Origin of the sequence: Massilia orientalis (assembly GCF_030411975.2) — a bacterium.
Classification (GTDB): domain Bacteria; phylum Pseudomonadota; class Gammaproteobacteria; order Burkholderiales; family Burkholderiaceae_D; genus Telluria; species Telluria orientalis.
The window spans coordinates 293,545-319,337 of the sequence record NZ_JASNRB020000001.1; the positions used below are offsets into that span (position 1 = coordinate 293,545).

A 25,793-nucleotide genomic window follows, 5' to 3' on the forward strand; every position below is an offset into this window, starting at 1 on the left:
ACATGCGTACGATGCTGTTGAAATCGTTCGTCCTGGCCGCGCTGCTTGCGGCCGGCCAGGCCGGCGCCGCCGACGCGACCATCCGCGTGATCCTCGTCGGCGACTCCACGATGGCCACGAAGAGCGGCTACGGCGACGCCTTCTGCGCCCGCTTCACGGCGGACGTCACGTGCGTGAACCTCGCACGGGGCGGCCGCAGTACCGGCAGCTTCCGCGCCGAGGGCCGCTGGGACGACGTCCAGCGCATGCTGAAGGACGGCGCGTCGTTCAAGGCCACCTACGTGCTCGTGCAGTTCGGCCACAACGACCAGCCGGGCAAGCCGGGGCGCTCGACCGACCTCGTCACCCAGTTCCCGGTCAACATGGCGCGCTATGCGCGGGAGACGCGGGACCTGGGCGGCGTGCCGGTGCTCGTCACGCCGCTTGCCCGGCGCACGTTCAAGGGCGCGTATCTCGCCAATGACCTGGCGCCGTGGGCCGAGGCGACTCGGCGCGCGGCCGCGCAGGAACACGCCGTGCTGCTGGACCTGAACCGGGACAGCGTCGCCGCCGTCCAGGCCATGGGCCAGGATGACGCGGATACGCTGGCGGTCGTTCCGCGTCCGCCGGGCTACGGGATGCCTGCGGATCCGAACAAGGTCGAACCGGCCGGCGCCGCGAAGACGGCGTTCGACCGCACGCACCTCGGCGCCAAGGGCGCGGATTTCTTCGCGCGGATGGTCGAGCGCGAACTGGTGGCGGCGCGGCCGGAGACGGCTGCCTACTTCAAGGACGGGGGCAAGCGTTGAGGCGCTTCGCCCTGCTCGCCTGCGCGCTCGCCGGCGCGCAGGCGCACGCACAGGACACACGCGACGTGCGCGAGCCGGTCGTACCGCCAGCCTGCGCGGTGCTGGCCGGCGAGACCGCGGAGACGGGCCGCGACGATGCCGCGCGCATCCAGGCGGCCATCGACAACTGCGCGCCCGGCCACGCCGTGGTGCTCGCGGCCAGTAACGACAGGCGCAGCTTCGTCGCCGGACCACTGCGACTGCGCGACGGCGTCACGCTGCTCGTCGACAAAGGCGCCACGCTGTACGCCAGCACGGACCCGCGCCTGTTCGACCGCGGCGCCGGCACGTGCGGCACGAACGATGCGTCGGGGCGCGGCTGCCGCCCATTCATCACGCTCGACGGCGTGCGCGGTGCCGGCATCATGGGCGGCGGCACCATCGACGGCCAGGGCGGACAGCGCATCGCCGGCAAGGACGAGACGTGGTGGCAGATCGCCCGCCGCGCGCAAAAGGAAAAGACCCGGCAAAACGTGCCGCGCCTGATCCAGGCCGACAAGGCGCGCGACGTCACCCTGTACCGCATCACGCTGAAAAATTCCCCGAACTTCCACGTCACGCTGAACGAGGTGGACGGCTTCACCGCGTGGGGTGTCACCATCGACACGCCGCACGATGCGCGCAACACGGACGGCATCGACCCGATCTCGTCGCGCAACGTCACGATCGCGCACAGCATCATCCGCACCGGCGACGACAACGTGGCCATCAAGGCCGGCGCCAACGGGCCGACGGAGAATGTCTCGATCCTGCACAACCGCTTCTACAGCGGCCACGGCATGTCCATCGGCAGCGAGACGAACGGCGGCGTGCATCGGGTCCTCGTCGACGACCTGACGATGGACGGGACCACGTCCGGCCTGCGTATCAAGAGCAACGACATGCGCGGCGGGAGACTCGACGGCATCGTCTACCGCGACGTCTGCCTGCGCGGCATCCGGTCTCCCATCGAGATCACGACGCATTACGAGCAACCGGCGCAGCCGGGTGCGCTCATCCCCGACTACGCCGACATCCGCATGGAACGGGTGCGCAGCACGACGCCGGGACGCATCCTGCTGCAAGGGTATGACGAGGCGCATCCGCTCGTGCTGGACCTGAAGGACGTGGCGATCGCCGCCGGGTCGGACATCAAACGGGAACATGCGCGCGTGCAGGGTGCGTTCGGCGCTTCGGCCGATTGCGCCGGGCGGTTCCTGCCGTTTCCCGAACCGCCAGTCCGTTCCGTGCGCCCGCAGCTGACGCCCGGGCAGGCCCGCGCCTACGACTACCGCGAGGTGCTGAAGTACGTGGGCCCCATCGGCAACGAACGCATCGAGCCGTGGGATCCGCTGGCCGATCCGCTCGCGGCCGGCGCGCCACTGCGTGCCGACTACACGGTCGATGCGCGCGCGCCGGCGGACGGCACGACCCGTTTCGCCACGGTGCAAGCCGCCGTCAGCCGCGCCGTGGCGGCCGGCGGCACGCGCCGCATCGTCATCCGCATCGCGCCGGGCACGTACCAGGAACTCGTCTACGTGCCGCCGGGTGCGCCGCCGCTCACGCTGGACGGCGCCGGCGCCGACCCGCAGGCCGTGCGCATCAGCGCCGCACTGGACGCCTCGACGACGGGCGCCGCCTACCGCGGCCGCCATGCCGCCGAATTCGAGCACGCCGCCCCGGGCGTGCGCGCGATGTACGACGCGCTGAAGGATTTGCCCGCCCTGCAGACGACCGGCTCCGCCACTGTCTGGGTGCGCGCGGATGACTTCCAGGCTCGCAACCTGACGATCGAGAACGCGTACAACCGCGACGGCGCGGTCACGCATCCGGAGTGCAAAGGCGACAACTGCCCCGACACGACGGGCGGCAGCCGCGTGCACCACCAGGCCGTGGCGCTGCGCGTCGACGGCGCGGACAAGGCGCAGTTCGAGCGCGTGCGCCTGCTCGGCCTGCAGGACACGCTGTTCCTCAGTTCGCAGGACGGCACGGCCACGGTGCGCAGCTTCTTCCACGACACGCACATCGAAGGCGACGTCGACTTCATCTTCGGCGACACCATCGCGGTCTTCAAGGACTGCGCCATCCACGCCATCGGCGGCCGCTCGGCGTCCTACGTGGCCGCGCCGGACACGAACCGCCGCGCCAGGTATGGCTTCGTGTTCGACGGCTGCCGCTTCACGAGCGATGCGCCGGGCCCGGCCCGTACGCAGTTCTACTTTGCCCGCCAATGGTTCCATAACGAGCGCTGCACGCCGTACGGCTTCATCCCCGTCGAGGGCTATACGTGCCGGCTGGGCGACGTGGACGTGTACCAGGCGCCGAACGGCACGATCCGCCGGCGCACGCTGGAGACGGTCGGCAAGGCCGTGATCCTGCGCTCGCACATCGGCCCGCATTTCGAGAAGACGACGCCGTGGTCGGAATGGAACCGCAACGGCACGCTGGCGCACCGCCCCGCGCAATTCAGCTCGGACGATTACTGGGACAACCTGGCCGGCACGCCGTTCGCACCGCCAGGCCAACGGCCCGTCCCCGCCGACGTCTACCTCGGCGAATTTGACAACATCCTTGAATGACGGAGACACCATGAAGCAATCATTCGACGCCCGCCGCGGCTTTTTGAAAACCGCGACCGTCGCCGGACTCGCGCTGTCGGGGCCCGCACGGGCGCTGGCGGCGGCCGTTCCCGATCCGTGGAAGGCTGCCGCCGGCATCGCGCAACGCCTCGCCAACCCCGTCAAGTTCCGCAAGGCGGAGTATCTCGTCACCGACTTCGGCGCCGCGCCGTGCAAGCTCGTGCCCGTGAAGGCCTGGGTGTCGTTCGAGGACCAGGCGGACCTGCCGACGCCCGTGCCGGGTGCGCAGGACTGCTACGCCGCGATCCGCGCCGCCATCGAGAAATGCCACGCCGAGGGCGGCGGCCGCGTCGTGATCCCGAAGGGCGACTGGTTCTGCGCGGGCCCGATCGTGCTGCTGTCGAACGTGAACGTGCACCTCGCGAGCGGCGCGCACGTCTATTTCAGCAACGATCCGGCCGACTACGCGAAGTACGGCGACGTCGACTGCGGCCCGAACGGCAAGCTGGTCGTCTCGCGCTGGCAGAGCAACGACTGCCTGAACTATTCGCCCATGGTCTATGCGCACAACCAGGACAACATCGCGCTCACCGGCGACGACTGGACGGCCATCCTCGACGGCCAGGGCGGCGTGCCGTTCCCGGGCCGCGCCGACTGCTGGTGGACGTGGAAAGGCAAGAACGCGACGATCAACTCGGTCGCCCAGGACAAATCGCCGAACTACGTGCCCGGCAAGCTGGCGCAGAACCAGGTCAACGAACTGAATCCGAAGTCGCTGGCCGACGTGGCGCCGAATCTGCCGGAGGAGAAACGCCGGCTGATCCAGGGCGAAGGCGACAAGTGGCGCGCGGACGACGCGTACCTGCCCGCGCTGTCCGAAGCGGGCGTGCCTTTGGCGAAGCGCGTGTTCGGCGTGGGCCACTACCTGCGCCCGCCGATGATCCAGCTGATCGGGTGCACGAACGTGCTGCTGGAAGGCTACCAGGTGATCCACACGCCGTTCTGGCAGCACCACCCGGTCGCGTGCCGCAACCTCGCGATCCGCAAGGTCCATGCGAACAGCCTCGGGCCGAACAGCGACGGCTTCGATCCGGAAGCGTGCGACACGGTGCTCGTGGAAGGCTGCCAGTTCAACACGGGCGACGACTGCATCGCCATCAAGGCGGGCAAGAACCTCGACACGCAATACGGCCCGTCGCAGAACATCGTCATCCAGAAGTGCACGATGCAGAGCGGCCACGGCGCCGTCACGCTGGGCAGCGAGATGGCGGGCGGCATCCAGAACGTGTACGCGCAGAACCTCGTGTTCGAGAACATGAACTGGGCGACGAACCCGCTGAACACGGCGATCCGCCTGAAGACCAACATGAACCGCGGCGGCTTCCTGCGCAATTTCTATGTCCGCAACGTGAGCATCCCGAACGGCGTGCAGACGTCGCCGTCGTTCTATGCGTCGCTGCCGGGGTCGCCGATCGCATCGAAGACGGTCGCCACGGCCGCCGGCGCCGTCGTCACGTTCGATTGCGACTACACGCCGCGCGCGGACAACGTGCGCGTGCGCCCGCCCGAAGTGCGCAACGTGCACATCTCGAAGGTCAAGGTCGGCAACGTCCAGACGAAGGACGGGGCGCGGGCGTCGTGCTTCCAGGCGTTCGTCATCCTGGGGCCGGTGGCGTCCGACTACAACGGGCCGTCGCCGGCGCCGGCCGTACTGCCCGTGCGCGACGTGACGATCATGGACTGCGACTTCGGCACGCCCGTCAACGCGGCGCATCCGTGGTACACGTATAACGTGCGGGGGCTGAAGCTCGCGAACGTCATGATCGGCGGGAAGCGGTACGACACGACCTTGTCCGCTTGACCGTCGCAGATGAACCGTCATTCCCGCGCACGCGGGAATCCATACTGACCATCAGATTTCTATAACAGTGCTTCTGGCGCACAGCATCCGAATTCGGTGAATCAGCATGGGTTCCCGCCTTCGCGGGAACGACGGAGCGAGATGCTCTACAATGCCGTCACCTCTGGCTTGCATGGGATGGATGATGGCGACACCGGCGTTCAACTACGGCTCCGACGTGACGGGGCTGGTCTGGGGCTTCCTGTTGCAGGACGCCGCGCAAGCGGTGTCCGTCGACGCGAAGGAAGCCGAGACCTGGTTGCACGCTCCCGTCCCCGGGCAGTTCGTCTGGCTGCACTTCAACCTGTCGAACGCGGCCAGCGAGCGCTGGCTGCGCGCCCACGCCGGCCTGCCCGAGGAATTCTACGAAACGCTGCACCAGGGCTCGCGCTCCACCCGCATCGAAATGGCGGACGGTGCCCTGATCGCCGTCGTCAACGATGTCCTACATAATTTTTCGGTCGACACGGCCGAGATTTCCACGCTGTGGGTCCACGTGACGCCGCACGGCGTGATCACCGCCCGGCGCAAGCCGCTGGAATCCATCGAGCGCCTGCGCCAGGACGTGCTGAACGGCGCGCCGCTGCGCTCCTCGGTCGAACTGCTGGTGCACCTGCTGCGCGACCAGGCCGACGTCCTCGTCAACATCGTGCGCGATGCCGTGGCGCGGGTCGACACCGCCGAGGACCAGCTGCTGGCCGGCCGCCTCACGCGCCGGCGCGAAGACCTGGGCGCGCTGCGGCGGGTGCTCGTCCGGCTGCAGCGGCTGCTGGCGCCGGAGCCGGCCGCGCTTTTCCGCCTGCTGCAGCGTCCTCCATCCTGGGTGGCGCCGGAAGACCGCCAGGAGCTGCGCCAGTCGACCGAGGAATTCACGGTCGTGCTGTCCGACCTGGCCGCGCTGCATGAACGGATCAAACTGCTGCAGGAAGAGATCGCGGCCCGGGTCAACGAGGACAATAACCGCAGCCTGTTCCTGCTGACCATCGTGACGGTGATGGCCCTCCCGATCAACCTGATCGCGGGCCTGCTGGGCATGAACGTGGGCGGCGTGCCTCTGTCCCAGCATCCGCACGGTTTCTGGCTCGTGCTGGGATTCACCGCCCTCGTGACGGGCGCCATCGCCTGGCTGTTGCTTCGATTGCAACGACCGCATTGAGCCTTTGCCATATAAAAACAGGATATTTGCCCTTGCATTGGGTATAACTCCTTTCCCAGCATCACGTTAAGCTTCTTGCCTCAGGAAAAGCCCGCACGCCTGTGCAGACGTGCGCGGCGCGACCGACGGTAGAATGGCCCCAGACACCGGCGCCAGCCTCTGCTTCCACCGGTATGCGCGCCGCGCCGCCCGGCCGCGGCTTTTCGAGCATCCTATTTCCGAATCGCAGAAGAAGACCATGTTCAATCCATCCGACCATCCGCACCGCCGTTACAACCCGCTGCAAGGCGACTGGGTCCTCGTGTCGCCGCACCGCGCCAAGCGTCCGTGGCAGGGACAGCAGGAAGCCGTCGACCGCTCGGCCAGGCCGTCGCACGACCCGAGCTGCTACCTGTGCCCGGGCAATACCCGCGTCAACGGCGAAAAGAACCCCGACTACACGGGCACCTATGTGTTCGAGAACGACTTCGCCGCGCTGATGCCGGACACCCCGGAAGCCGCCGAGGGCGCCGACCCGCTGTTCCAGACGATGAGCGCGCGCGGCACGAGCCGCGTGATCTGCTTCTCGCCGGACCATGCGAAATCGCTGCCGCAACTGTCGCTGCCCGCGCTGGAAGGCGTCGTCGACACGTGGTGCGCGCAGGCCGCCGAGCTGGGCGCCAAGTACCGCTGGGTCCAGGTGTTCGAGAACAAGGGCGCCGTGATGGGCTGCTCGAACCCGCACCCGCACGGCCAGATCTGGGCGACGAGCTATGTCCCGAACCTGCCGGCCGCCGAAGACCGCCAGCAGAAGGCCTACCACGCCGAACAGGGCCGCCGCCTGCTGCTGGACGTGGCCGAGCGCGAGATCGCCGCCGCCGAGCGCGTGGTCGTCCAGACCGAACACTGGGTCGCCATCGTCCCGTACTGGGCCGCGTGGCCGTTCGAGACGCTGGTCCTGCCCCGCTTCGCCGTGCGCCGCCTGGAAGAGCTGCAGCCGGCCCAGCGCGCCGACCTGGCCGTGCTGCTGAAGCGCCTGACCACCCGCTACGACAACCTGTTCCAGACCTCATTCCCGTATTCGATGGGCTGGCACGGCGCACCGTACGGCATCCCCGACTCGGAAGCGGAAGGCTGGCAGCTGCACGCCCACTTCTACCCGCCGCTGCTCCGCTCCGCGTCGGTGCGCAAGTTCATGGTCGGCTTCGAGATGCTGGCCGAAGCCCAGCGCGACCTGACCCCGGAACAGGCGGCCGAACGCCTGCGCGCGCAATCCGAAGTGCACTACCTCGACACCGAATCCAACCAAACGACCTGACATGCAAGATACCCGTCTCTCCCGCACCGCCGCCGCCTTCGAAACCGCATTCGGCGCCGCCCCCACGCTGTTCGTCCAGGCCCCGGGCCGCGTCAACCTGATCGGCGAGCACACCGATTACAACGACGGCCTCGTGCTCCCCTGCGCCATCGACTACCGCACCGCCATCGCCGCCAAACCGCGCAGCGACCGCAAGGTGCGCGTCGTGGCTGCCGACTACGGCGACGCGCTCGACGAATACGATCTCGACGCCCCCATCGGCCGCGTGGACCAGCCGATGTGGGCCAACTACGTGCGCGGCGTCGTCGAGCAGTTCGTCAAGCGCGGCCTGCCCATGCAGGGCATGGACATGGCCATCGCGGGCGACGTGCCGCAGGGTGCGGGCCTGTCGTCGTCGGCCTCGCTGTCGGTCGCCGTGGGCCGCCTGTTCGCGACCCTGCCCGGCTTCGAGGCGCTGTCGCCGATCGACATCGCGCTGATCGCGCAGGCGTCGGAAAACGACTTCGTCGGCACCAAGTGCGGCAACATGGACCAGATCAGTTCCGCCTGCGGCGTCGAAGGCCACGCGCTGATGATCGACTGCCGCTCGCTGGAGGTGAAGCCGGTGCCGGTGCCGGACAACGCCGCCATCATGATCTTCAATTCGAACGTGACGCGCGGCCTCGTGGACAGCGCCTACAACGTGCGCCGCGAGCAGTGCGAAGCGGCCGCCCGCCACTTCGGCATCCCGGCCCTGCGCGACCTCGACCTGGCCACGCTGGAAGCCCGCGCGGGCGAACTGGACCCCGTCGTGCTGCGCCGCGCGCGCCACGTGGTGACGGAAGACGACCGCGTGCTGGCCGCCGCCGCCGCTCTCGAATCCGGCGACCTGGAACGCCTGGGCGAGCTGATGGCCGCATCGCACGCGTCGATGCGCGACGATTTCGAGATCACCGTCCCGGCCATCGACAACCTCGTCGACATCGTCAAGAACGTGATCGGCACCCAGGGCGGCGTGCGCATGACCGGCGGCGGTTTCGGCGGCTGCGTGGTGGCCGTCGTGCCGCACGCGCTGGTGGACGCGTCCCGTGCCGCCGTCGAGCGCGAATACCGCTCGCCGGACGGCAAGCCGGCCACGATCTACGTCTGCAAGCCGGCCGCCGGCGCGGGCAAAGTCAATCCATGATGTACGAGGCGGCGGCCGGACGCTATGGTTCGATGCCCTACCCGCATTGCGGCCGCAGCGGCCTGCGGCTGTCCGCCGTGTCGCTGGGGTTGTGGCACAACTTCGGCGGCAATGACGATTTCGATCGCCAGCGCTGGATCGTGCGCGCGGCGTTCGACAACGGCGTCACGTGCTTCGACCTCGCCAACAACTATGGCCCGCCGCCCGGGTCGGCCGAGGAAAACTTCGGCCGCCTGCTCGCGCGGGACCTGAAGCCGTACCGCGACGAAATGGTCGTGTGCACGAAGGCCGGCTACACGATGTGGCCCGGACCGTACGGCGACTGGGGCAGCCGCAAATACCTCGTCGCGAGCCTGGACCAGAGCCTCAGGCGCATGGGCCTGGACTACGTCGACATCTTCTATCACCACCGTCCCGATCCCGCCACGCCGCTCGAGGAGACGATGGCGGCACTGGATTACATCGTGCGCAGCGGCCGCGCGCTGTACGCTGGCATCTCGAACTACAACGGCGAACGCACGGCGGCCGCCGCGGCGGAACTGCGCCGCCTGGGCACGCCGTTCGTGATCCACCAGATGCGCTACAACATGCTGGTGCGCCAGCCGGAGGCGGACCTGCTCCCCGTGCTGGAGCGCGAAGGCATCGGCGGCATCGCCTTTTCCCCGCTGGCGCAAGGCCTTCTCACCGACCGCTATCTCGGCGGCGCGCTGCCGGCCGATTCGCGCGCGGCCGGCAAGGTCGGCTTCCTCAAGCCGGAGCACATCACGCCGGAGCGCCTGCGCATGATCGAGGCGCTGAACCAGGTCGCGCAGGCGGGCGGGCGCACGCTCGCGCAGCTCGCGCTGGGCTGGGTAAGGCGCCAGCCCTCGATTGCGTCCGTGCTGATCGGCGCGAGCAGGCCGCAGCAGGTGCTGGATGCCGTGCGCGCGGTGGAGATGGCGCCGCTCGCGGGCGACGAGATCGCGGCGGTCGAAGCGATCCTGGCATCGCAATAAAAAAAACGGCGCGCCGCCGCAGGACGGCGCGCCGGGGGTAACGACAGGACGGCACCGCCGTACCGTCCCGGCTTCCTGAAAGCGGTGCGCGGCTGCTAGTGGAAGGTGAAGCCGCCATCCACGTTGACCGACTGGCCGGTCACATTGTCCATCGTGGCGAGAAAGAGCGCCATGCGGCCCATGTCCTCGGGTGTCTGGGCGCGGCCCTGCGGGATGAGCGTGAGCTGGTGGCGCGCCCAGGAATCCTCGACCGACTCTCCCTCCTGCTTCCATTCGTCGGCGAGACGATCCCACATATAGGTGCGCACCACGCCCGGACAGATGGCGTTCACCGTGATGCCCTCCTGCGCCACTTCCTTGGCCAGCGCGTTCGTGAACCCCACCACTGCGAACTTCGACGCGCTGTAGTGCGCGAGATTGGGAAAGCCTTCCTTGCCCGCGATCGAGGCGACGTTGATGATGCGGCCCCACCCCTGCCCCCGCATTGGCGCCAGCGCGGCCCGGCATCCCAGGAACGTACCCTTGGCGTTGACGTCCATGACGACGTCCCAGTCCTTCTCCGCCAGGTCCGCCACCGGGCGGATGCTGATGACCCCTGCGCAGTTGACGAGAATGCCCAGCGCGCCGAACGCCGCGACGGCCTCGTCGACCATGGCCTGCACCTGCGTGGCGTCGGTGACGTCCACGCGCCGGGTGAGCGCGCGCCGGCCCAGCGCCCTGACTTCGTCGGCCGTCGCCTGCATGGCGTCCTCCAGCAGGTCGGCAATCAGCACGTCGGCCCCGGCGCGCGCGAGTTCCAGCACGATGCCCTTGCCGATACCGCGCGCACCGCCCGTCACGATGGCCGAGCGGCCGGCCAGCGGCAGTAAATTCGACATATCCGTCTCCTCATTGTTGGTTGGTCCCGAACGATGTTGCCGCCGGGCTGAACGCAACTAGCGTGCCAGTGCCGGCACGGACGGGCTATCAGGAGGAAAACGGAGAAAGGCGGGCGGCGCGTGCGACAGGTGTCGCAGCACCATCCGTATCGCGGCCGACAGGTGTCTCGGCCGACGCATCAGCACCAGTACCTCAGCACCAGTTTCTCAGCACCAGTTCTTATCGGGCTTCATGTCGAGGCGCAGCGCCGCGTCGATCACGTCCTGCAGTTCCACCGGGTCGCTGAACGGGTCTTCGTCCAGCGCGGTGACGCGGTTCAGCTCCTTCTGCCAGCGCCGCAACTCGTCGACATACGCCTGGTCGGGCACCCGTTCCAGGTCGCCGTCTTGCGGGACGAGATCGTGGATCCCGTTGTGCACCCACTCGCCGGTATGCCAGTCCGGCATGTCGATGCCGGGGAACAGGCAGATCCCCTGCAGGTCGATCCCGCGGCGCACCGCGGCCAGCGATTCGCACATCACGTCGTGCAGCCAGCTCGCGCGGCCGCGACCGAGGCCGCTCGTCTCGCCGATGATCATCGGCCGGCGATAGCGTTGCCAGACCGTCTCCAGCATGTCGCACAGCGGCGCGATGCGGTCGTCGTCCGGCGCCAGCGGCGCATGCGGGCCGTGCTCGCGGTATTCCATCTGCCCGAACGAATACGAGTTCGCGCCGACGATGTCCAGCACCTCCGGCGCGCCGCCGAATTCGGGATGCTCGCGGCCATACAGGATGTCCCACGCGAGGAAGGTATCGACTTCCGTTTCGCGGCGTGCCGCCTCGGCCTGGTCGGGTCGGTCGCGCGGCGCCACGACGCGCACCAGCGGATCCACGTGCACCATGCGCGCGTCCGGATCGACTTCGCGGATCGCCTTCACGCCCGCGATCGCGGCGCGGCACAGCGCCAGCCGCAGCCGCATCCGGTCATCGCGCGTGCAGCGGTACGGCGCCGCCCAGCCCCATTCGCCGGCGCAGAACGAGAAAAACGTGATTTCGTTGATGGGCGTGAAAAAGTGCGGGCCACGCACCTTCGGCACCACATACTCGGCCGCGGCGCGGCAGTACGCGGCGAAGCGGTCGACGAACGCTTCGGCGTACGGATCGAGATCGTCCGGGTAGCCGTAGTGGCACAGGTCCCAGACCGGAATCACCTTGGCCGCGTTCAGCGCGGCGATGTACGGATCGAGGCCGGAAAAATCGTAGCGGCCGCCCTTGTCCACCATCGGCCACGGGATGCCCTCGCGGGCGACGGCGATACCGAGGCCGGCCAGCCGCGCATAGTCTTCGCCGGCATGGCGGTCATGACCCGTTTCCGCCACCAGGTTGCGGCGCACGCGCTCCTTCCCCCACAGGAAGGTGGAGCATTCGAAACCGGACAGGAAAAAAGTGGGAAAGATTCCGGGACGCTGTGCCACGCGGCTCTCCTTTCGATACTCGGGCGGAGCCGAGTATAGCCCGGACTCGCAAACCGGCCGTGCACGCTTGCCGCAGGACTACTTGTCGTCCTTGCGGGCAAACCACGTCGCCAGCGCGGACCCCGACAGGTTGTGCCACACGCTGAACAACGCGCTCGGCACGGCCGCCAGCGGGCTGAAATGGGCCGCAGCCAGCGCCGCGCCGAGGCCGGAATTCTGCATGCCCGTCTCGAACATCACGGCCTTGCGTTTGGCCAGGTCCATGCCGAACAGCCGCGCGAACAGATAGCCGAGCGCGAAGCCCAGCAGGTTGTGCAGGATGACGGCGGCGAACATCAGCAGGCCGTTCGTCAGCAGCTTGCTCTGGTTCAGCGCGACGATGATGGCGATGATCAGCACGATCGCCACCGTGGACACGAGCGGCAGCGCCTTCACGCTGGCTTGCGCCTGGCGGCGGAACAGCGTCTTCGCGACGATGCCCAGCGCGATCGGCACGATCACCACCTGCACGATGTCCATGAACAGCGACGCCGTATTAATCTGCATCCAGGCGCCCGCCAGCAGAGACACGAGCGCCGGCGTGGCGAACGGCGCGATCAGCGTGGACACCGCGCCGATCGACACGCCGAGCGCCACGTCGCCGCGCGACAGGAACGTCATCACGTTGGACGCGGTGCCGCTCGGGCAGCAGCCGACGAGGATCACGCCGACCGCGATCTCCGGCGGCAGGCGCAGCGCGACGGCGAGCACGTACGCGATGCCGGGCATGATGAGGTAATGCCCGACGACGCCGATGGCCACGTCCTTCGGCCGGCGGAACACGTCGCGGAAGTCTTCCGTGGACAACGTGAGCCCCATGCCGAACATGACGATGCCCAGCAGCGGCGCGATCCCGGCTTTATAGCCCACGAACAGGCGCGGCGCGAAGAAGCCGAGGGCCGCGAACAGGAGCACCCACAACGAGAAGGTCTTGCCGACGAAGGCGCTGGCTTTTTCAATGGCGTTCACGCGGATGGGCTCCTGGTCTGATGAGACCGACATTATATGTCCGCACCCCTGACCTTCGGCCGGTGCATGCCGGCGCGATCGGCGGTACGATGCTCCCATCATGACCGATACCACTCCCATCCGCCTGCCCATCGGCACCGCCGACGGCGTCGTGTTCGACGTCGTCGCGTGGGGCCCGTCCCACGCCGACGTCGATGTCAGCGTGGCCTGCATGTTCGAGCACGAAATGAACGGCGGCATGGCCGGCGGGCTGCTGGCGCTGGACCAGGCGCTCGGCGGCCAGCTGGCGCGCCTGCGGTCCGCTGGCGCATTCCGCGCGCAGCCGCTGGAGACCCTGCTCATCACGTCGCCTCCGCCCGCCGTGGTGCCGCGCGCCGTGCTCGTGATCGGCATGGGCGATCCGGCGCTGCTGGACGGCGAGATGCTGCGCCGCGCCTGCCGCGTCGCGCTGCGCGAGGCGGTCCGCCACGGCGCCGTGTCGATGGCGTTCGCGCCCAGCGTGCTCGATGCGGGCCACACGGACAATGCGCCGCTCGACATGCAGAACGTGATGCTGGACGGGATGCTGGGCGCGCTGCGCGCGGAGCACATGCTGGCGGACGCCGGCCTCGCGCCGCCGCCGTCGCTGCGTCATTGCACGTTCGACGTGGGCGCGCCACGGGCGCAGGCCGCGGGACGCGCGTTCGCGGAGGCGTTCGCGCGGCTGGCCCGCACCTAGCGCCGCAACGCCAGGTCCGCCACCAGCGCCACCCCCAGCCCCAACGACACCGCCTTCCAGAACAGCAGCGGACTACGCTCGATCAGCGGCGTCCGCGTGCGCTGCGCAAACGCGCTGTTCGGATGGTGCAGGTCGTACACGAATTCGGCGACGTCCTCGTAGCGCCGGCGCGGATCGATCTGCAGCGCCTTGTGCAGCGCCGCGTCCACCCAGGCGGGGATCGACGGATCGTGTGCGCGCGCGGGCGTGTACGCGAGCCGGCGCTGCGCCGCGCGCCCGGCCGCGCGCGGGATCCCGACGCCGTACGGCAGTTCCCCCGTCAGCATGAAGTATGTGAGGACGCCCAGCGCGAACACGTCCGACCGCACGGTGCCGCGTTCGCCGAGGAAGTACTCCGGTGCGGCGTACAGCGCGGCGCCCTGCAGCGTCCAGTCCTCGTCATGGGAGGCCATCTCGACGACGCCGGCCACGCTCACCGAGCCGAAATCGATGATGCGCGCGTTGCCGGCCGCATCGATCATGACGTTCTCCGGGCGGACGTCCTGGTGCAGCATCTCGAGCCGGTGGAACGCGCGCAGCCCTTTCGCCACCTGGTCGACGATGCGGCGCACGGCGTCCAGCCCGGGACGCGGCTGGCTGCGCAACCACTGCGCCAGCGTGACGCCCTCGATGTATTCGGCCGCCACATAGACATGGCTGCGGCGCCGCGCCGGCGCCGGTTTGACGACGTGCGGGCTGCGCACGCGCCCCATGATCCATTCCTCCATCACGAACCGCTCCATGTAGGCGCGGTCGCCGGCCAGCTCGATGGAAGGCGTTTTCAGGATGACTTGAGCGCCGCTGTGCGGATCCTCGGCCAGGTAGACGTGGCTGCGGCTGCTGCCGTGCACCTCGCGCACGATGCGGTAGCCGTCGAGCTCCGCGCGCGGGGCCAGCAGCGGCGGCAGCGGCAGGCCCGCCATCTGGCGCAGCAGTTCGGACGCCTCGCGCGCCTGCAGCGATTCGATGCGGACCAGCTGCACGGTCAGGTTGTCCGCGCTGCCGTTGGCGAGCGCGCGCTGCACGAGGCGGCACGCGGCCGCGTCCAGGTCCGGCGCGTCCTTCAGCGCGGCGTGCACGTCGGCGCCCGACACGTGCTCGTACACGCCATCCGTGGCCAGCATGAACAGGTCGCCGGCTTCCAGCGCCACGGCGCGGTAGTCGATCTCGATACGGTCCTGCACGCCCAGCGCCCGGCTCAGGTAGCTGCGCTCGGGCGATACCCACACGCGGTGGTCGGTCGTGAGCTGTTCCAGGCTGGCGCCCCCTGCGCCCGCGTGGACGCGGTAGATGCGCGCGTCGCCCACGTGGAACAGGTGGGCGGTGTTCGACTTGATGACCAGCGCCGAGAACGTGCAGACGTGGCCGCAGTCCTGGTCGGCGCGGTCCTGGCCCTGCCGCGTCTGGGCATACAGCCACGCATTGACGGCAGCGAGCACCTTCTCGGCCGACGTCCGGACCGACCAGGCGTCCGCCGTCGCGTAGTAATCGTCGAGGAAGGCCGCGACGGCGGTCGCGCTGGCGACGTGGCTCACGGCGCTGCTGCTGATGCCGTCCGCCAGCGCGAGCGCGGCGCCCTTTGTCGCGGCGAGCGGCGCGCGCGGGATCACCACGCCGTGGCAATCCTGGTTGACCGCCTTGCGGCCGCGGTCCGTGTGCTGGCCGACGGACAGCGTCAAAGGCTGCGACATGGCACCGCCGGCGCGCGCGTCGTCAGACTTTGTTGAACGAACGCTTCGGCGCCGTCTTCACGTGCGTCGAGTACAGCGTCAGTCCGGTGAACGCGAGGCCGCCGACGAGGTTGCCCAGCACGGTCGGGATCTCGTTCCAGACCAGGTAGTCGAGGAAGGTGAAGTGGGCGCCGGTCAGGATCCCGAACGGGAACAGGAACATGTTCACGACCGAGTGCTCGAACGCCATCGCGAAGAACAGCATCACGGGCATCCACATGGCGATGACCTTGCCGCCGACGGTCGTCGAGATCATGGCGCCCACGACGCCCGTCGACACCATCCAGTTGCACAGCATGCCGCGGATGAACAGGGTGACCATGCCGGCGAAGCCGTATTCCGCATAGCCCAGCGTGCGTTTTTCGCCGATGGTGCCGATGGTCTTGGCCAGCACGCCGCCGTCCGTGTGGAAGCCGAACGTGAAGATGTACGCCATCAGGAAGGCCACGGTGAACGCGCCGAGGAAGTTACCGGCGAAGACGATGCCCCAGTGCTTGATCACGCGCGGCAGCGTGACGCCGGGCCGCCGGTCGATCAGCGCCAGCGGCGTCAGCACGAACACGCCGGTCAGCAGGTCGAAGCCGAGCAGGTACAGCATGCAGAAGCCCACCGGGAACAGCAGCGCGCCGATCAGCGGCACGCCCGTCGCCACCGAGCAGCTGACGGCGAACACCGCCGACAGGGCAAGGATGGCGCCGGCCATGTAGGCGCGGATCAGCGCATCGCGCGTGGACATATAGATCTTGGATTCGCCCGCGTCGACCATCTTGGTCACGAATTCTGAAGGCACCAGGTACGCCATGAAATACTCCCTAGGAACCGCGCTGACGCGGCAATGTTGATCGGTGATCCGGCGTCGATTGCGCCGTCATGGGGAGTTATGCAAGAAGCGGGCCCGCATCAGACCGGGGCGATTCTCACGGACCTGCGCACCGCGAACGTGCCGGCGCTGCCTGCTGGTGCGGTGGCGCACCATTGTTGGAGAGGACGCCCACGCGCGTGCACACGAACGATGCAGGCCGTGTGGCGCGATGCGCGCCGTTGCCCCGGTCAGGCGCCGAACCAGGCCGCGCACGCGGCGCGCAGGCCGTCCGCGCCACCATCGCCGGCCCACGCCACATGGCCATCGGGCCGGATCAGCACCGCGGCGGGCAGCGTCACCACGCCGACGACGGGCAGTTCGCACACGCCATCGAACGTCGCCTCGACCCGTTTCACGCGGCCGCCGTCGACCGTGGCGTCCAGCCCGAGATCGAGCAGCACCGGCCGCGCGTCATGCAGCAGCGCGTGGACGCGGGTCGGCCCCGCCGCCGTGACGATGTCCAGGTCGGGCATGCGCCGCCCGAGCAGCGGGTGGCCCTCGCCCAGGTCGTAGCGGATGTCCAGGCCGGCGATCACCGCGCCGAAACGCTTGCGGGGTTCGTCCATCGCGAGCATCTCCGCGACGAATTCGCCCAGCACGGGCGTGCGGTCGTCCGGGCGCCGCAGCACGCCCTGCGCGATCGTGTTGCGCAGCACGCGCGCGGCGGCGGGATGGCGCTCGGCCTGGTAGGTATCGAGCAGCGCCGCCGGCGAGATACCTTGCACGACCTGCGCCAGCTTCCACCCGAGGTTGACGGCATCCTGCACGCCGAGATTGAGGCCCTGCCCGCCCAGCGGCGGATGGATGTGCGCGGCGTCGCCCGCCAGCAGGATGCACCCCCTGCGATAGCTGTCCGCCTGGCGCACGGCGTCGCTGAAGCGGGACAGCCACGTGGGGGAATGGACGCCGAAATCGGTCCCGTAGATGGCGTTCAGGCCCGCGGCGAGTTCGTCGAGCGTGGGCTCGCCGGCCGCCCGCGGATCGCGACCCGCCAGCACGACGCCGACCGTCTCGCCATCCGCCAGCATGGACATCGCGTGGCGGCCGGTCGCGTCCTCGTGGAAGCCGAGCACCGGCTTTTCGCGCATTTTCACTTCGGCGATGATCCAGCTCGTCGACGCGTCCCAGCCGGGGAAGCCGATGCCGGCCAGCTTGCGGATGCGGCTGCGGCCGCCGTCGCAGCCGACCAGCCAGCGCGCGCGCATGCGCGTGCCCTGCGTCGTCGTGACGTCGACGCCGTCGTCGTCGCATGCGATACCGTCCACGTCCCGGTCGCGGACAATCCGCACGTTCAATTCGTCGGCCCACGCGGCGAGCAGCCGTTCGGTCTGTTCCTGCGCCAGCGCGAGCAGGTAGTTGTGGCGGGTCGGGAAATCGCTGATGTCGAGGGCGGCGTGGAAACTGACGCGCGGGTGCGTCTTGCCCGCGGCGAGGAAACGGTCGACGATGCCGCGCTGGTCGAGGAGTTCGAGCGTGCGCGCGTGCAGCCCGCCGGCGCGGCCGCCCACGCGGGCCTGCGCCGGCTTGCGTTCGACGATGGCGGCGTCCACGCCGGCGAGCGCCAGTTCGGCGGCCAGCATCAGGCCCGTGGGGCCGGCGCCGACGATGATGATGTCGTGGTCGCTTGTTTGCATTGGTTCACCTGTATTTCGACGGAGAGCGTTAATGCGCTCTTTTCCGTTGAGTTAGCACATCACTGTGTAGGGGCCATCGACGTGACAACCGCAGTTACAGGTCTTCACGGCTTCGATGTATACCTCATAAACCCCTTCCTCACGAAGCTTGTCCAGGAGCGGCGTCAGCCTCTGTTCGTCAATTTGGTGGTCGGCAGTCCTGAAGACCTCCATTGCGCATGCGCAGCATCCAAATGCCATATCTTTTCCGGGATGATCAGCGTGGTTTTGCGAAGCGCGTGGAGCACTGACCTGTCATCAGCCAGTTTGCCGTACGGTTCTCTGGGTAGAACTTCCCCCCCCCGTTTCATGAAGTCAGCGTCGCCCCACATATCGCATGTCGCCCTTTTGAACTCAGCTGTTGGCTGGGTTCCCTGGATCGTGAAGTGTAGGTCTCCGACTTTATCGCCCGGTTGCTCAAGCTCGCTTTTGGTGTCGTAGCTGTACGCCTTGCCGCCAGTGATCGTAAGGCCAATACTTCTCATCCTTGCTTCGACATTACTGCCGGCGCCTGATGACGTCGTAACAGGGATCGATGTTGCGAGTTTCACAGCATCTGCCGTGGTCATACTATGCAGATCAGCCGCTACACTGCAATGCGCAAGGCACATTAGAAGGAATGCGCCGACACAGGTTGTTGGATTTGTTTTCAAGTCTTTTCCTTACTCCAGAACGGCCCGTAACCGAGCAAGTGCGTCCTCGACCACGAACTCAGGAGCCGCTTCGATTTTCTTTGCCCCGCGAGCGGTCAAATCCATCGTGCGAATCATATTCACGAGCGCGACACCTTGAGTCTCTGTGCCCGATCCACTCAGCGGCACCGCAAAGCCCGCATAGCGAGCGAAGTCGCCACCTTGGGTAATCGGGGCCACTAACGCCACCCCCATCAGATTGAACGCAGCCGGCGAGAGTACAAGGCATGGACGAAAATCGCCTTGCTGTTCTCGCCCTACTGTTGGGTTAAGGTTCACGCGAACGATATCCCCACGGTTAAACGTGGTACGCCTCACCATACTTCTTGGCCTACAGGTTTGGTGCCTTCCCAAGCCTCCACGTCTACAGGAGGCGCCGCCTTCAAATCGCATTGCGCCATCAGATCAGCGAGGGAGTAGGCTTTGCGAGCAGGCCGCAATACCAGCCCTTCCGGCTGCATGTCAGCGCTCAGTTTGTCGCCAAGCGCAACGCCTAGTTGACTCAACAAAGTAGACGGCAGTCGAACGGCCGCGCTGTTGCCCCACTTTTGAATCGAGAGTTCCATAGTTACACCTCCAATGTAGATACATTGTATTACCCAAAATTCGGCATGGCAAGCAAATTCTACAATGTAGATACGCCTTAAACCACTGTTTCAAACATCGCTTCCAGCCTCTTTTGCGACACTTGAAGATATGGGCGAACGTGGTTGAGCTCGGCATGTCCTAAAAGCAGCTGGACAGTTTCTACGTCCTCGCCTTGCTGGATGAGCCGTGACGCCATTGTGCGCCGGCCGCTGTGCGACGAACCACCCTTTATGCCGGCATCGCGGTATAGCGTCGTGACGTGAGATTGCAAGCTGTCGCATGCTAAGTACTCCACCTGCTCGCCCTCCCAGCTTACGCGCCGCTTGGTGTTCAGGTGGAACTTGTAGCCCTTGTGCGTCAGGATAAGCTTACTCGACGGTTCAAGGCCTCGATAGCGGCCTGGATCGCCGGTCGTTCGTAAGCGCCGCTCGGCCCGATAGCCCAAGTACCGATCAAGCGCCTCGATGGCCTTGGCATGGCTCAGGTAGATGCAGCGCTGCCGGCATCCCTTTGTGATCGCCGCGCGCAGGCTAATTTCTTCGCGTAGCGCACCCGATGGGAACAGCACATCCTGCACCTCGATCTGAGCAATTTCGGTCACGCGCATGCCGGCCGTTAGGCCGAGAAGCAAAATTAGACAGTCACGCTCAGGATGTCGACTGGTTGCCGCTGTGACGCGAAGAAGGTGACGGATTTGCCCCGGCTGGAGCGTGGTTGCTTGGGCCATTGGAACCTCTGAACAAGATGCGTTGTAAACGGATTCAGAGGGAGACGCCCGCAGGCATCTTTTTTAAGTCTAACACGCTGCCCAGCTCAGTCCTCGGAAAGGTCCATCTGGCCGCTCCCCTACAAACGGCATCGGCAATAAAAAACGGCGCGCCGCCCGAAGGCAAGCGCGCCGGTGGCAACGACGGGCCGGCACCGCCGTGCCGTCCCGTCCTACTCGGAAATCAGAAGTGGTACTCTGCCTTGACCATTGGCGTGCTCGCCGAGGCGCCCGGCACGCGCTTGCTGTCGTTGCCGAACTTGTTGTGCCAGTATTGATAGGCGAAGCCGGCGCGGAAGGTCTTCGGCTTGGCGCCCAGCAGCGGGCCCAGGTCGTACAGCAGCTGCATGTCGATGTTCGTTTCCGGCGCCGTCTGGTTGCCGAATTCGTCCTTGCCCTTAGCCGCGATCCAGTTCGCGAAGCCTTCCCACGACCAGCCCGACGCCCCGATCGGGAACGCCCACACGGCGCCCAGCATCGGGTGCGTGTCGTAGCGGTAGCGCGAGACGCTGGTCTGCGTGAATTCATTGTTCGGCGCGTTGCTCTCCCACAGGCCGTAGATACCCACGTTCAGCAGACCCGGAACCTTGAAGGCCAGCGTCGGGCCGACGACCAGCATGCGCTTCTTCGAGTTGTAGCCGGCATCGTCCTTCGTGTTGGCGTCGAAGCCCAGCGTCAGGCCCACGTCGCTCACGGGGCCGTAGGCGAACTCCCTGCCGCTCACCTTGCCCAGCGAGATCGTGTTGCGGTACACGAGGTAGAACTCCTGCGCGCCCGACTTGGCGCCCGGCGCGGACGGATCGGTCTTGTTCGACAACAGGACATCCAGGTTGAAGAAGTTCGTGCCGTAGGCATAACCGCTCACGTGGTTGATGTCGATGATGTCCTTGTGGATTTCACTGGCGTTGAACGGCTCGCGGAAACGGCCGCCGGTGCGGTAGCCGATCGACGTGTCGCTCCATTCCGCGGCCTGGACGGACGTTGCCGCGCATGCGCACAGCGCCATGGTCAGGACGGTTTTTTTCATGCTTTGCTCCCTTGGGCGATAGGTGGGTGGTTGTTGGTGGCGCCAGCGTCTCCGTGGTTCTCGGCCGGGATGTCGCGGGTACCGTTGAAGAAGAGGTTCAGTGCGACCGCGGCGACGGCGGTCAGCAGGATGCCCGACTCCAGCAACGGATGCAGGCTGTGGGCCATCTGTTGGGCCCAGCGCGGTGCCACCAATGGGATCAGGCCGAAGCCGATCGACAGGGCGACAATATACAGGTTGTAGCGGTTGCTCCGGAAGTCCACGCGCGTCAGGATGCGGATGCCCGCCGCGGCCACCATGCCGAACATGACGAGACCCGCGCCGCCCAGCACGAACTGGGGAATCGCTTCGACCAGCGCGGCCATTTTCGGCAGCATGCCCAGCACGATCATGATGATGCCGCCGGCCACGCACACCCAGCGGCTCTTGACGCCCGTGACGGCGACGAGGCCCACGTTCTGCGAAAAGCTCGTATGCGGGAAGGTGTTCAGCAGGCCGCCGATCAGCGTGCCCAGGCCGTCCGTGCGCAGGCCCGCGGCGAGCTGTTTCCGGTCGAGATCCTTGCCCGTCAGTTCTGACAGCGCGAGGAACATGCCGGCCGACTCGATCATCACGACGATCATGACGACGGCGAACGTGACGATCATGACCAGGTCGAACGTGGGCGTCCCGAACGCCAGCGGCGTCACGAGCTGGAACCAGGCGGCCTCGCCCACCTTGTCGAAGTTCATCTCGCCCAGCGCGAACGTGACGACGCAGCCGGCCACGATGCCCAGCAGGACGGAGATATTGGCCAGGAAGCCGCGGCAGAACCGGACGAGGCACAGCACGACGGCCAGCACGAAGGCCGCGATGCCCAGGTGGTCCAGCGCGCCGTAGTTCGGGTTCGGCGTCATCGGCACGGGGCCGGCGAGCTTCAGCGCCGGCGCCTCCGCACCCGGCGGCAGCGCGGCCGCGGCCTGCGCGGCGCTGGCGCGCGCCGCATCGACCATCGCCGCCAGTTTCACGGTATCGACGCTCTGCGCCGTGCTTTCCGGACCGCCCATCGCCCAGCCCACGCCGACGCGCATCAGGGTCACGCCGATGATCAGGATGATGGTGCCCGTGACGACCGGCGGGAAGAACCGCAGCAAGCGGCTCATCAGGGGCGCGAGCAGGAGCGCCACGGCACCGGCGCCGATGCCGGCACCGAAGATCGCGCGCGCCCCGTCGACGCCGGGGACCGCATTCGCGATGGCGACCATCGGACCGACGGCCGCGAAGGTCACGCCCATCATCACGGGCAGGCGGATGCCGAACCAGGATGTCAGGCCGAGGGATTGAATGAGTGTCACGATCCCGCAGCAGAACAGGTCGGCCGAGATCAGCATGCTGACCTGTTCGGGCGGAAGTTTGAGTGCGCGTCCCACGATGAGGGGGACGGCGATGGCGCCGGCGTACATGACGAGGACGTGCTGCAACCCGAGCGCACCGAGGCGCGCGAGCGGCAGCCGTTCGTCCACCGGATGGCGGGACGGCTGGGTCATGCTTTGTCTCCTGTAGTGGGACCTCGGATAACCTGCTGCGCGTTGCCCTGCCGTCCTGCGATGCTCGCTGTACTACTCGTACAGCTGCGCTTCTCGGACGGCATGGCTGCCGCTCGCGACGGTTCTCCGAGGCCCTTTAGTTTTTTATGAACTGCTGGACTGCGTTCGAAACCAAAAGAAGCATGCCGCCCGCCACGCGCCGGCCATCTGGGCCGGGCGCGCGAGCGTGTCCGCCGGCCCGCTGTGGAGGGCCGCCGGACAGGGTACAACGGGTTAGTTGGTCGGGGCGCCCTCTTCGTACCAGCGCTTGATGAGATTGCGCTCATCCGGCGTGATCTGGGTGGCGTTATTCAGCGGCATCTGCTTGGTCACGACGGCCTGCTGGTACATCTGCTGGGCGTGGCGCTTGATCGAATCGGGCGAATCGAACGAGATGCCCTTGCTGGCCATGGCGGCCGAGTGGCACATCGCGCAGCGCTGGGCGACGACGCCTTTCACCTGGTCGAAGCTGACGTTCTGCGCGGTGGCGCCGGCGGCTGCGGCACTGTTCACGGGCGCGGCGGACGCGATCACCGGCAGGTCCGCCTCGGGCTTCGGGGTCAGGAAGACGACGAGACCCAGCATGGCGGCCACGCCGAAGCCGGCGAATTCCCACGGCACGCGCTTGCCGTGCACCAGCGCCTTGTGGCGGGCGACGAAGCTCTGGCGGATCAGGGCGCCGGTCAGCATCATGAGGACCAGCACGACCCAGTTGTTCTCACCCGAGTACAGCCAGCCGTAGTGGTTGGACAGCATCGCGAACAGCACCGGCAGCGTGAAATACGTGTTGTGGACGCTGCGCTGCTTGGCGCGCCAGCCGTAGATCGGGTCGACCGGCTGGCCGGCCTTCAGCTGCGCGACCACCTTGCGCTGGCCGGGGATGATCCAGAAGAACACGTTGGCGCTCATCGACGTGGCCAGCATGGCGCCGACCAGCAGGAAGGCGGCACGGCCGGCGTATAGCTGGCACGCGAGCCAGGCGGCGAACACGACGAACGCGAAAATGATCGCGCCGACGATGGCGTCGCCGTTCTTCCTGCGGCCGAACGTGCGGCAGATCGTGTCGTACACGAGCCAGAACGCGACGAGGAAGCCCAGCGCGGTGCCGACGGCGGCGCCGGCCGTCCAGTCGTGCACCTGCTTGTCGACCATGAAGGTGCCGGCGTTGAACAGATACAGCACGGTGAACAGGCCGAAACCGGACAGCCACGTGGCGTAGCTCTCCCAATAGAACCAGTGCAGGCCCTCGGGCATGGATTTGGGGGCGACGAGGTATTTCTGCGGATGGTAGAAACCGCCGCCGTGCACGGCCCACAGTTCGCCGTCGACGCCTTTTTGGACGAGGTCGGGCGACGTCGGCTTGGTCAGGGAGTTATCGAGAAAGACGAAGTAGAACGATGCGCCGATCCAGGCGATCGCGGTAATGACGTGGGTCCAGCGCAACAGTAAATTCACCCAGTCGAGCAGATAGGTTTCCATGAGAGCCTCAAAAACAAAGGAAGCATGGCGCAAGTAACACACCAGGCTGTCCCATCACCACAGCGGGCTCTGTGAGGGGCAAATCATCGCAACCACCGGCGAGGGGCTGGGCCCTGCTGCCGATGCGCTCCGCGGCGACACAACAACTGTATACGATCTTTTTGAAAAAAGGTATGACTTTATGAGAAAAACAACGCGCCGTGCTTACGAGCCACGATACGTGGAATACGACCACGGGCTGACCAGCAGCGGCACGTGGTAGTGGCCCGCCGCGTCGGCGATGCCGAATTCGAGCGGCACCATGTCGAGGAAGGCCGGTTCGGGCAGGTTCACGCCCTTCTCCCGGAAGTACGCCGCCACACTGAACGTGAGGCGGTAGCGGCCGACCGCCATCGTCTCGGCATTCAGCAGCGGACCGCCGTCGTTGCGGCCGTCGTCATTGAGGGTGAGCGTCTTGATCGTGCGCGCGCTGCCGTCATGGTCGAGCGCTTCGAGGGTGACGCGCATGCCGGCGGCCGGGCAGCCGTTCATCGTATCGAGCACGTGGGTGCTGAGGTGTCCCATCTGATTTCCTTTCTTGTTGATTGAGGTAAAAAATTGCATACACTTTCTGTTTTCTTTTTTTTGAAAAGTGTATACACTTCAAACACGATGTCAATCACTTATTGTTCCGAGCGACCATGAACCGAGCCCGCCAACCCCTGAAGATCGTCCCCTTGACTGCGGACCATGATACGCCCGCGAGCGCGCCGTCCGGCAGCGCCACCCAGCGCATCGTGGATTCCATCACCACCGCGATCGCCGAACGCCGCCTGATGCCGGGCACCAAGCTGTCCGAACAGAAGATCGGCGACATCTTCAAGGTGTCGCGCACCGTCGTGCGCCAGGCGTTCAACCAGTTGTCGCGCGACCGCCTCGTCGTGCTGGAGCCGGCCCGCGGCGCGTTCGTCGCCACCCCGACGGCCGAGGAAGCGAACGACGTGTTCGAAGTGCGCGCGATCCTCGAGACGGCCGTCACGAAGCAGCTGTGCGCGACGATCACCGACGCGCAAGTCAAACAGCTGCGCGAACACCTGGAACTGGAACGCGCCGCCGTCAACAATGCGGAAGTCCCGGGCCGCACGCGCCTGCTGGGCGATTTCCACCTCGTGCTGGCGCAGATGCTCGGCAACCAGGTGCTCGTGCAGATGCTGTCCGAACTCCTGACGCGCTCCTCGCTGATCGCGCTGATGCGCCAGTCGTCGCAGTCGGCGGAAGAATCCCTCGACGAGCACGTGGCCATCGTCGACGCCTTCGAAAAGCGCGACGTCAAGGCGGCCGTGCGCCTCGTCTCGAAGCACCTGGCCAACGTCCAGCACAACCTGCACCTCGATCCGCAGCGCGTGGACCTGGCCGACATCCTCCACCATTGAATC

Annotated in this window: 23 protein-coding genes; 9 read left to right on the plus strand and 14 right to left on the minus strand. The window is 67.0% G+C overall.

The genetic code is table 11. The features are described from left to right. Positions 1-2 precede the first annotated feature (2 nt). The 7 genes from QPK29_RS01220 (at position 3) to QPK29_RS01250 (ending at position 9,898) form a co-directional block, all read left to right on the plus strand. Positions 3-788, plus strand: coding sequence for a rhamnogalacturonan acetylesterase (locus tag QPK29_RS01220; RefSeq protein WP_371769378.1), 786 nt, complete (start codon positions 3-5; stop codon positions 786-788). Continuing rightward, the gene (locus QPK29_RS01225; protein WP_371769379.1) at positions 785-3,385 is read left to right on the plus strand and encodes a pectinesterase family protein; all 2,601 of its coding nucleotides are present in this window, start codon (positions 785-787) and stop codon (positions 3,383-3,385) included. The genes QPK29_RS01220 and QPK29_RS01225 overlap by 4 nt, the downstream gene beginning before the upstream one ends. A 10-nt stretch (positions 3,386-3,395) precedes the next feature. After that, positions 3,396-5,246, plus strand: coding sequence for a glycoside hydrolase family 28 protein (locus tag QPK29_RS01230; protein ID WP_371769380.1), 1,851 nt, complete (start codon positions 3,396-3,398; stop codon positions 5,244-5,246). Between the two features lie 184 nt (positions 5,247-5,430). Then, entirely contained in the window at positions 5,431-6,441 is a 1,011-nt protein-coding gene (locus QPK29_RS01235; protein ID WP_082577484.1) for a transporter, read from the plus strand. Between the two features lie 238 nt (positions 6,442-6,679). Continuing rightward, positions 6,680-7,738, plus strand: a complete 1,059-nt coding sequence (locus QPK29_RS01240; RefSeq protein ID WP_371769381.1) for a UDP-glucose--hexose-1-phosphate uridylyltransferase — start codon at positions 6,680-6,682, stop codon at positions 7,736-7,738. Between the two features lies 1 nt (position 7,739). After that, positions 7,740-8,903: a galactokinase gene (galK, locus tag QPK29_RS01245; RefSeq protein ID WP_371769382.1), complete on the plus strand. Its 1,164-nt coding sequence runs from the start codon at positions 7,740-7,742 to the stop codon at positions 8,901-8,903. After that, entirely contained in the window at positions 8,900-9,898 is a 999-nt protein-coding gene (locus tag QPK29_RS01250) for an aldo/keto reductase (RefSeq protein ID WP_056125260.1), read from the plus strand. Before galK ends, QPK29_RS01250 begins: the two co-directional genes overlap by 4 nt. A gap of 95 nt (positions 9,899-9,993) precedes the next feature. On the opposite strand, the gene QPK29_RS01255 is transcribed toward QPK29_RS01250, so the two are convergent. From QPK29_RS01255 to QPK29_RS01265, 3 genes are all read right to left on the minus strand, one after another. Beyond that, positions 9,994-10,776 (minus strand): SDR family NAD(P)-dependent oxidoreductase, encoded by a 783-nt coding sequence (locus QPK29_RS01255; protein ID WP_371769383.1) that lies wholly within the window; start codon positions 10,774-10,776, stop codon positions 9,994-9,996. Between the two features lie 207 nt (positions 10,777-10,983). Beyond that, the gene (locus tag QPK29_RS01260) at positions 10,984-12,231 is read right to left on the minus strand and encodes a glycoside hydrolase family protein (protein ID WP_371769384.1); all 1,248 of its coding nucleotides are present in this window, start codon (positions 12,229-12,231) and stop codon (positions 10,984-10,986) included. A gap of 78 nt (positions 12,232-12,309) precedes the next feature. Then, positions 12,310-13,239: a bile acid:sodium symporter family protein gene (locus QPK29_RS01265; RefSeq protein WP_371769385.1), complete on the minus strand. Its 930-nt coding sequence runs from the start codon at positions 13,237-13,239 to the stop codon at positions 12,310-12,312. A 100-nt stretch (positions 13,240-13,339) separates the two neighbouring features. On the opposite strand from QPK29_RS01265, the gene QPK29_RS01270 reads away from it, so the two are divergent. Beyond that, positions 13,340-13,957 carry a M17 family peptidase N-terminal domain-containing protein gene (locus QPK29_RS01270; RefSeq protein WP_371769386.1) on the plus strand — a complete coding sequence of 206 codons (618 nt, stop codon included), beginning with the start codon at positions 13,340-13,342 and terminating at the stop codon, positions 13,955-13,957. On the opposite strand, the gene QPK29_RS01275 is transcribed toward QPK29_RS01270, so the two are convergent. From QPK29_RS01275 to uraH, 11 genes are all read right to left on the minus strand, one after another. After that, on the minus strand, positions 13,954-15,687 hold the full coding sequence (locus QPK29_RS01275) for a protein kinase domain-containing protein (protein WP_371769387.1): 1,734 nt from the start codon (positions 15,685-15,687) through the stop codon (positions 13,954-13,956). The two genes, QPK29_RS01270 and QPK29_RS01275, sit on opposite strands and share 4 nt — an antisense overlap. 22 nt (positions 15,688-15,709) lie before the next feature. Further along, positions 15,710-16,528, minus strand: coding sequence for a formate/nitrite transporter family protein (locus tag QPK29_RS01280; RefSeq protein ID WP_371766803.1), 819 nt, complete (start codon positions 16,526-16,528; stop codon positions 15,710-15,712). Between the two features lie 248 nt (positions 16,529-16,776). Beyond that, positions 16,777-18,222 (minus strand): FAD-dependent oxidoreductase, encoded by a 1,446-nt coding sequence (locus QPK29_RS01285; protein WP_371769388.1) that lies wholly within the window; start codon positions 18,220-18,222, stop codon positions 16,777-16,779. 164 nt (positions 18,223-18,386) lie between these two features. Next, a complete protein-coding gene (locus QPK29_RS01290) occupies positions 18,387-18,914 on the minus strand; it encodes a hypothetical protein (RefSeq protein ID WP_371769389.1) in 528 nt (175 codons plus the stop codon). Positions 18,915-18,923: 9 nt separating this feature from the next. Next, a complete protein-coding gene (locus tag QPK29_RS01295; protein WP_371769390.1) occupies positions 18,924-19,274 on the minus strand; it encodes a type II toxin-antitoxin system ChpB family toxin in 351 nt (116 codons plus the stop codon). Beyond that, positions 19,268-19,519 carry an AbrB/MazE/SpoVT family DNA-binding domain-containing protein gene (locus QPK29_RS01300; RefSeq protein WP_166856516.1) on the minus strand — a complete coding sequence of 84 codons (252 nt, stop codon included), beginning with the start codon at positions 19,517-19,519 and terminating at the stop codon, positions 19,268-19,270. Before QPK29_RS01300 ends, QPK29_RS01295 begins: the two co-directional genes overlap by 7 nt. A gap of 77 nt (positions 19,520-19,596) precedes the next feature. Further along, a complete protein-coding gene (locus QPK29_RS01305) occupies positions 19,597-20,268 on the minus strand; it encodes a tyrosine-type recombinase/integrase (protein ID WP_371769391.1) in 672 nt (223 codons plus the stop codon). 223 nt (positions 20,269-20,491) lie between these two features. After that, positions 20,492-21,334 (minus strand): outer envelope protein, encoded by an 843-nt coding sequence (locus tag QPK29_RS01310; protein ID WP_160407992.1) that lies wholly within the window; start codon positions 21,332-21,334, stop codon positions 20,492-20,494. Continuing rightward, positions 21,331-22,860, minus strand: coding sequence for a nucleobase:cation symporter-2 family protein (locus QPK29_RS01315; RefSeq protein WP_371769392.1), 1,530 nt, complete (start codon positions 22,858-22,860; stop codon positions 21,331-21,333). Before QPK29_RS01315 ends, QPK29_RS01310 begins: the two co-directional genes overlap by 4 nt. A gap of 273 nt (positions 22,861-23,133) precedes the next feature. Further along, the gene (locus tag QPK29_RS01320; protein ID WP_056125222.1) at positions 23,134-24,378 is read right to left on the minus strand and encodes a urate hydroxylase PuuD; all 1,245 of its coding nucleotides are present in this window, start codon (positions 24,376-24,378) and stop codon (positions 23,134-23,136) included. Positions 24,379-24,582: 204 nt separating this feature from the next. Beyond that, the gene (gene uraH, locus QPK29_RS01325; RefSeq protein ID WP_371769393.1) at positions 24,583-24,942 is read right to left on the minus strand and encodes a hydroxyisourate hydrolase; all 360 of its coding nucleotides are present in this window, start codon (positions 24,940-24,942) and stop codon (positions 24,583-24,585) included. Positions 24,943-25,058: 116 nt separating this feature from the next. Between uraH and QPK29_RS01330 the strand changes: the two genes are divergently transcribed. Continuing rightward, on the plus strand, positions 25,059-25,790 hold the full coding sequence (locus QPK29_RS01330) for a GntR family transcriptional regulator (RefSeq protein WP_082577480.1): 732 nt from the start codon (positions 25,059-25,061) through the stop codon (positions 25,788-25,790). Positions 25,791-25,793 lie beyond the last annotated feature (3 nt).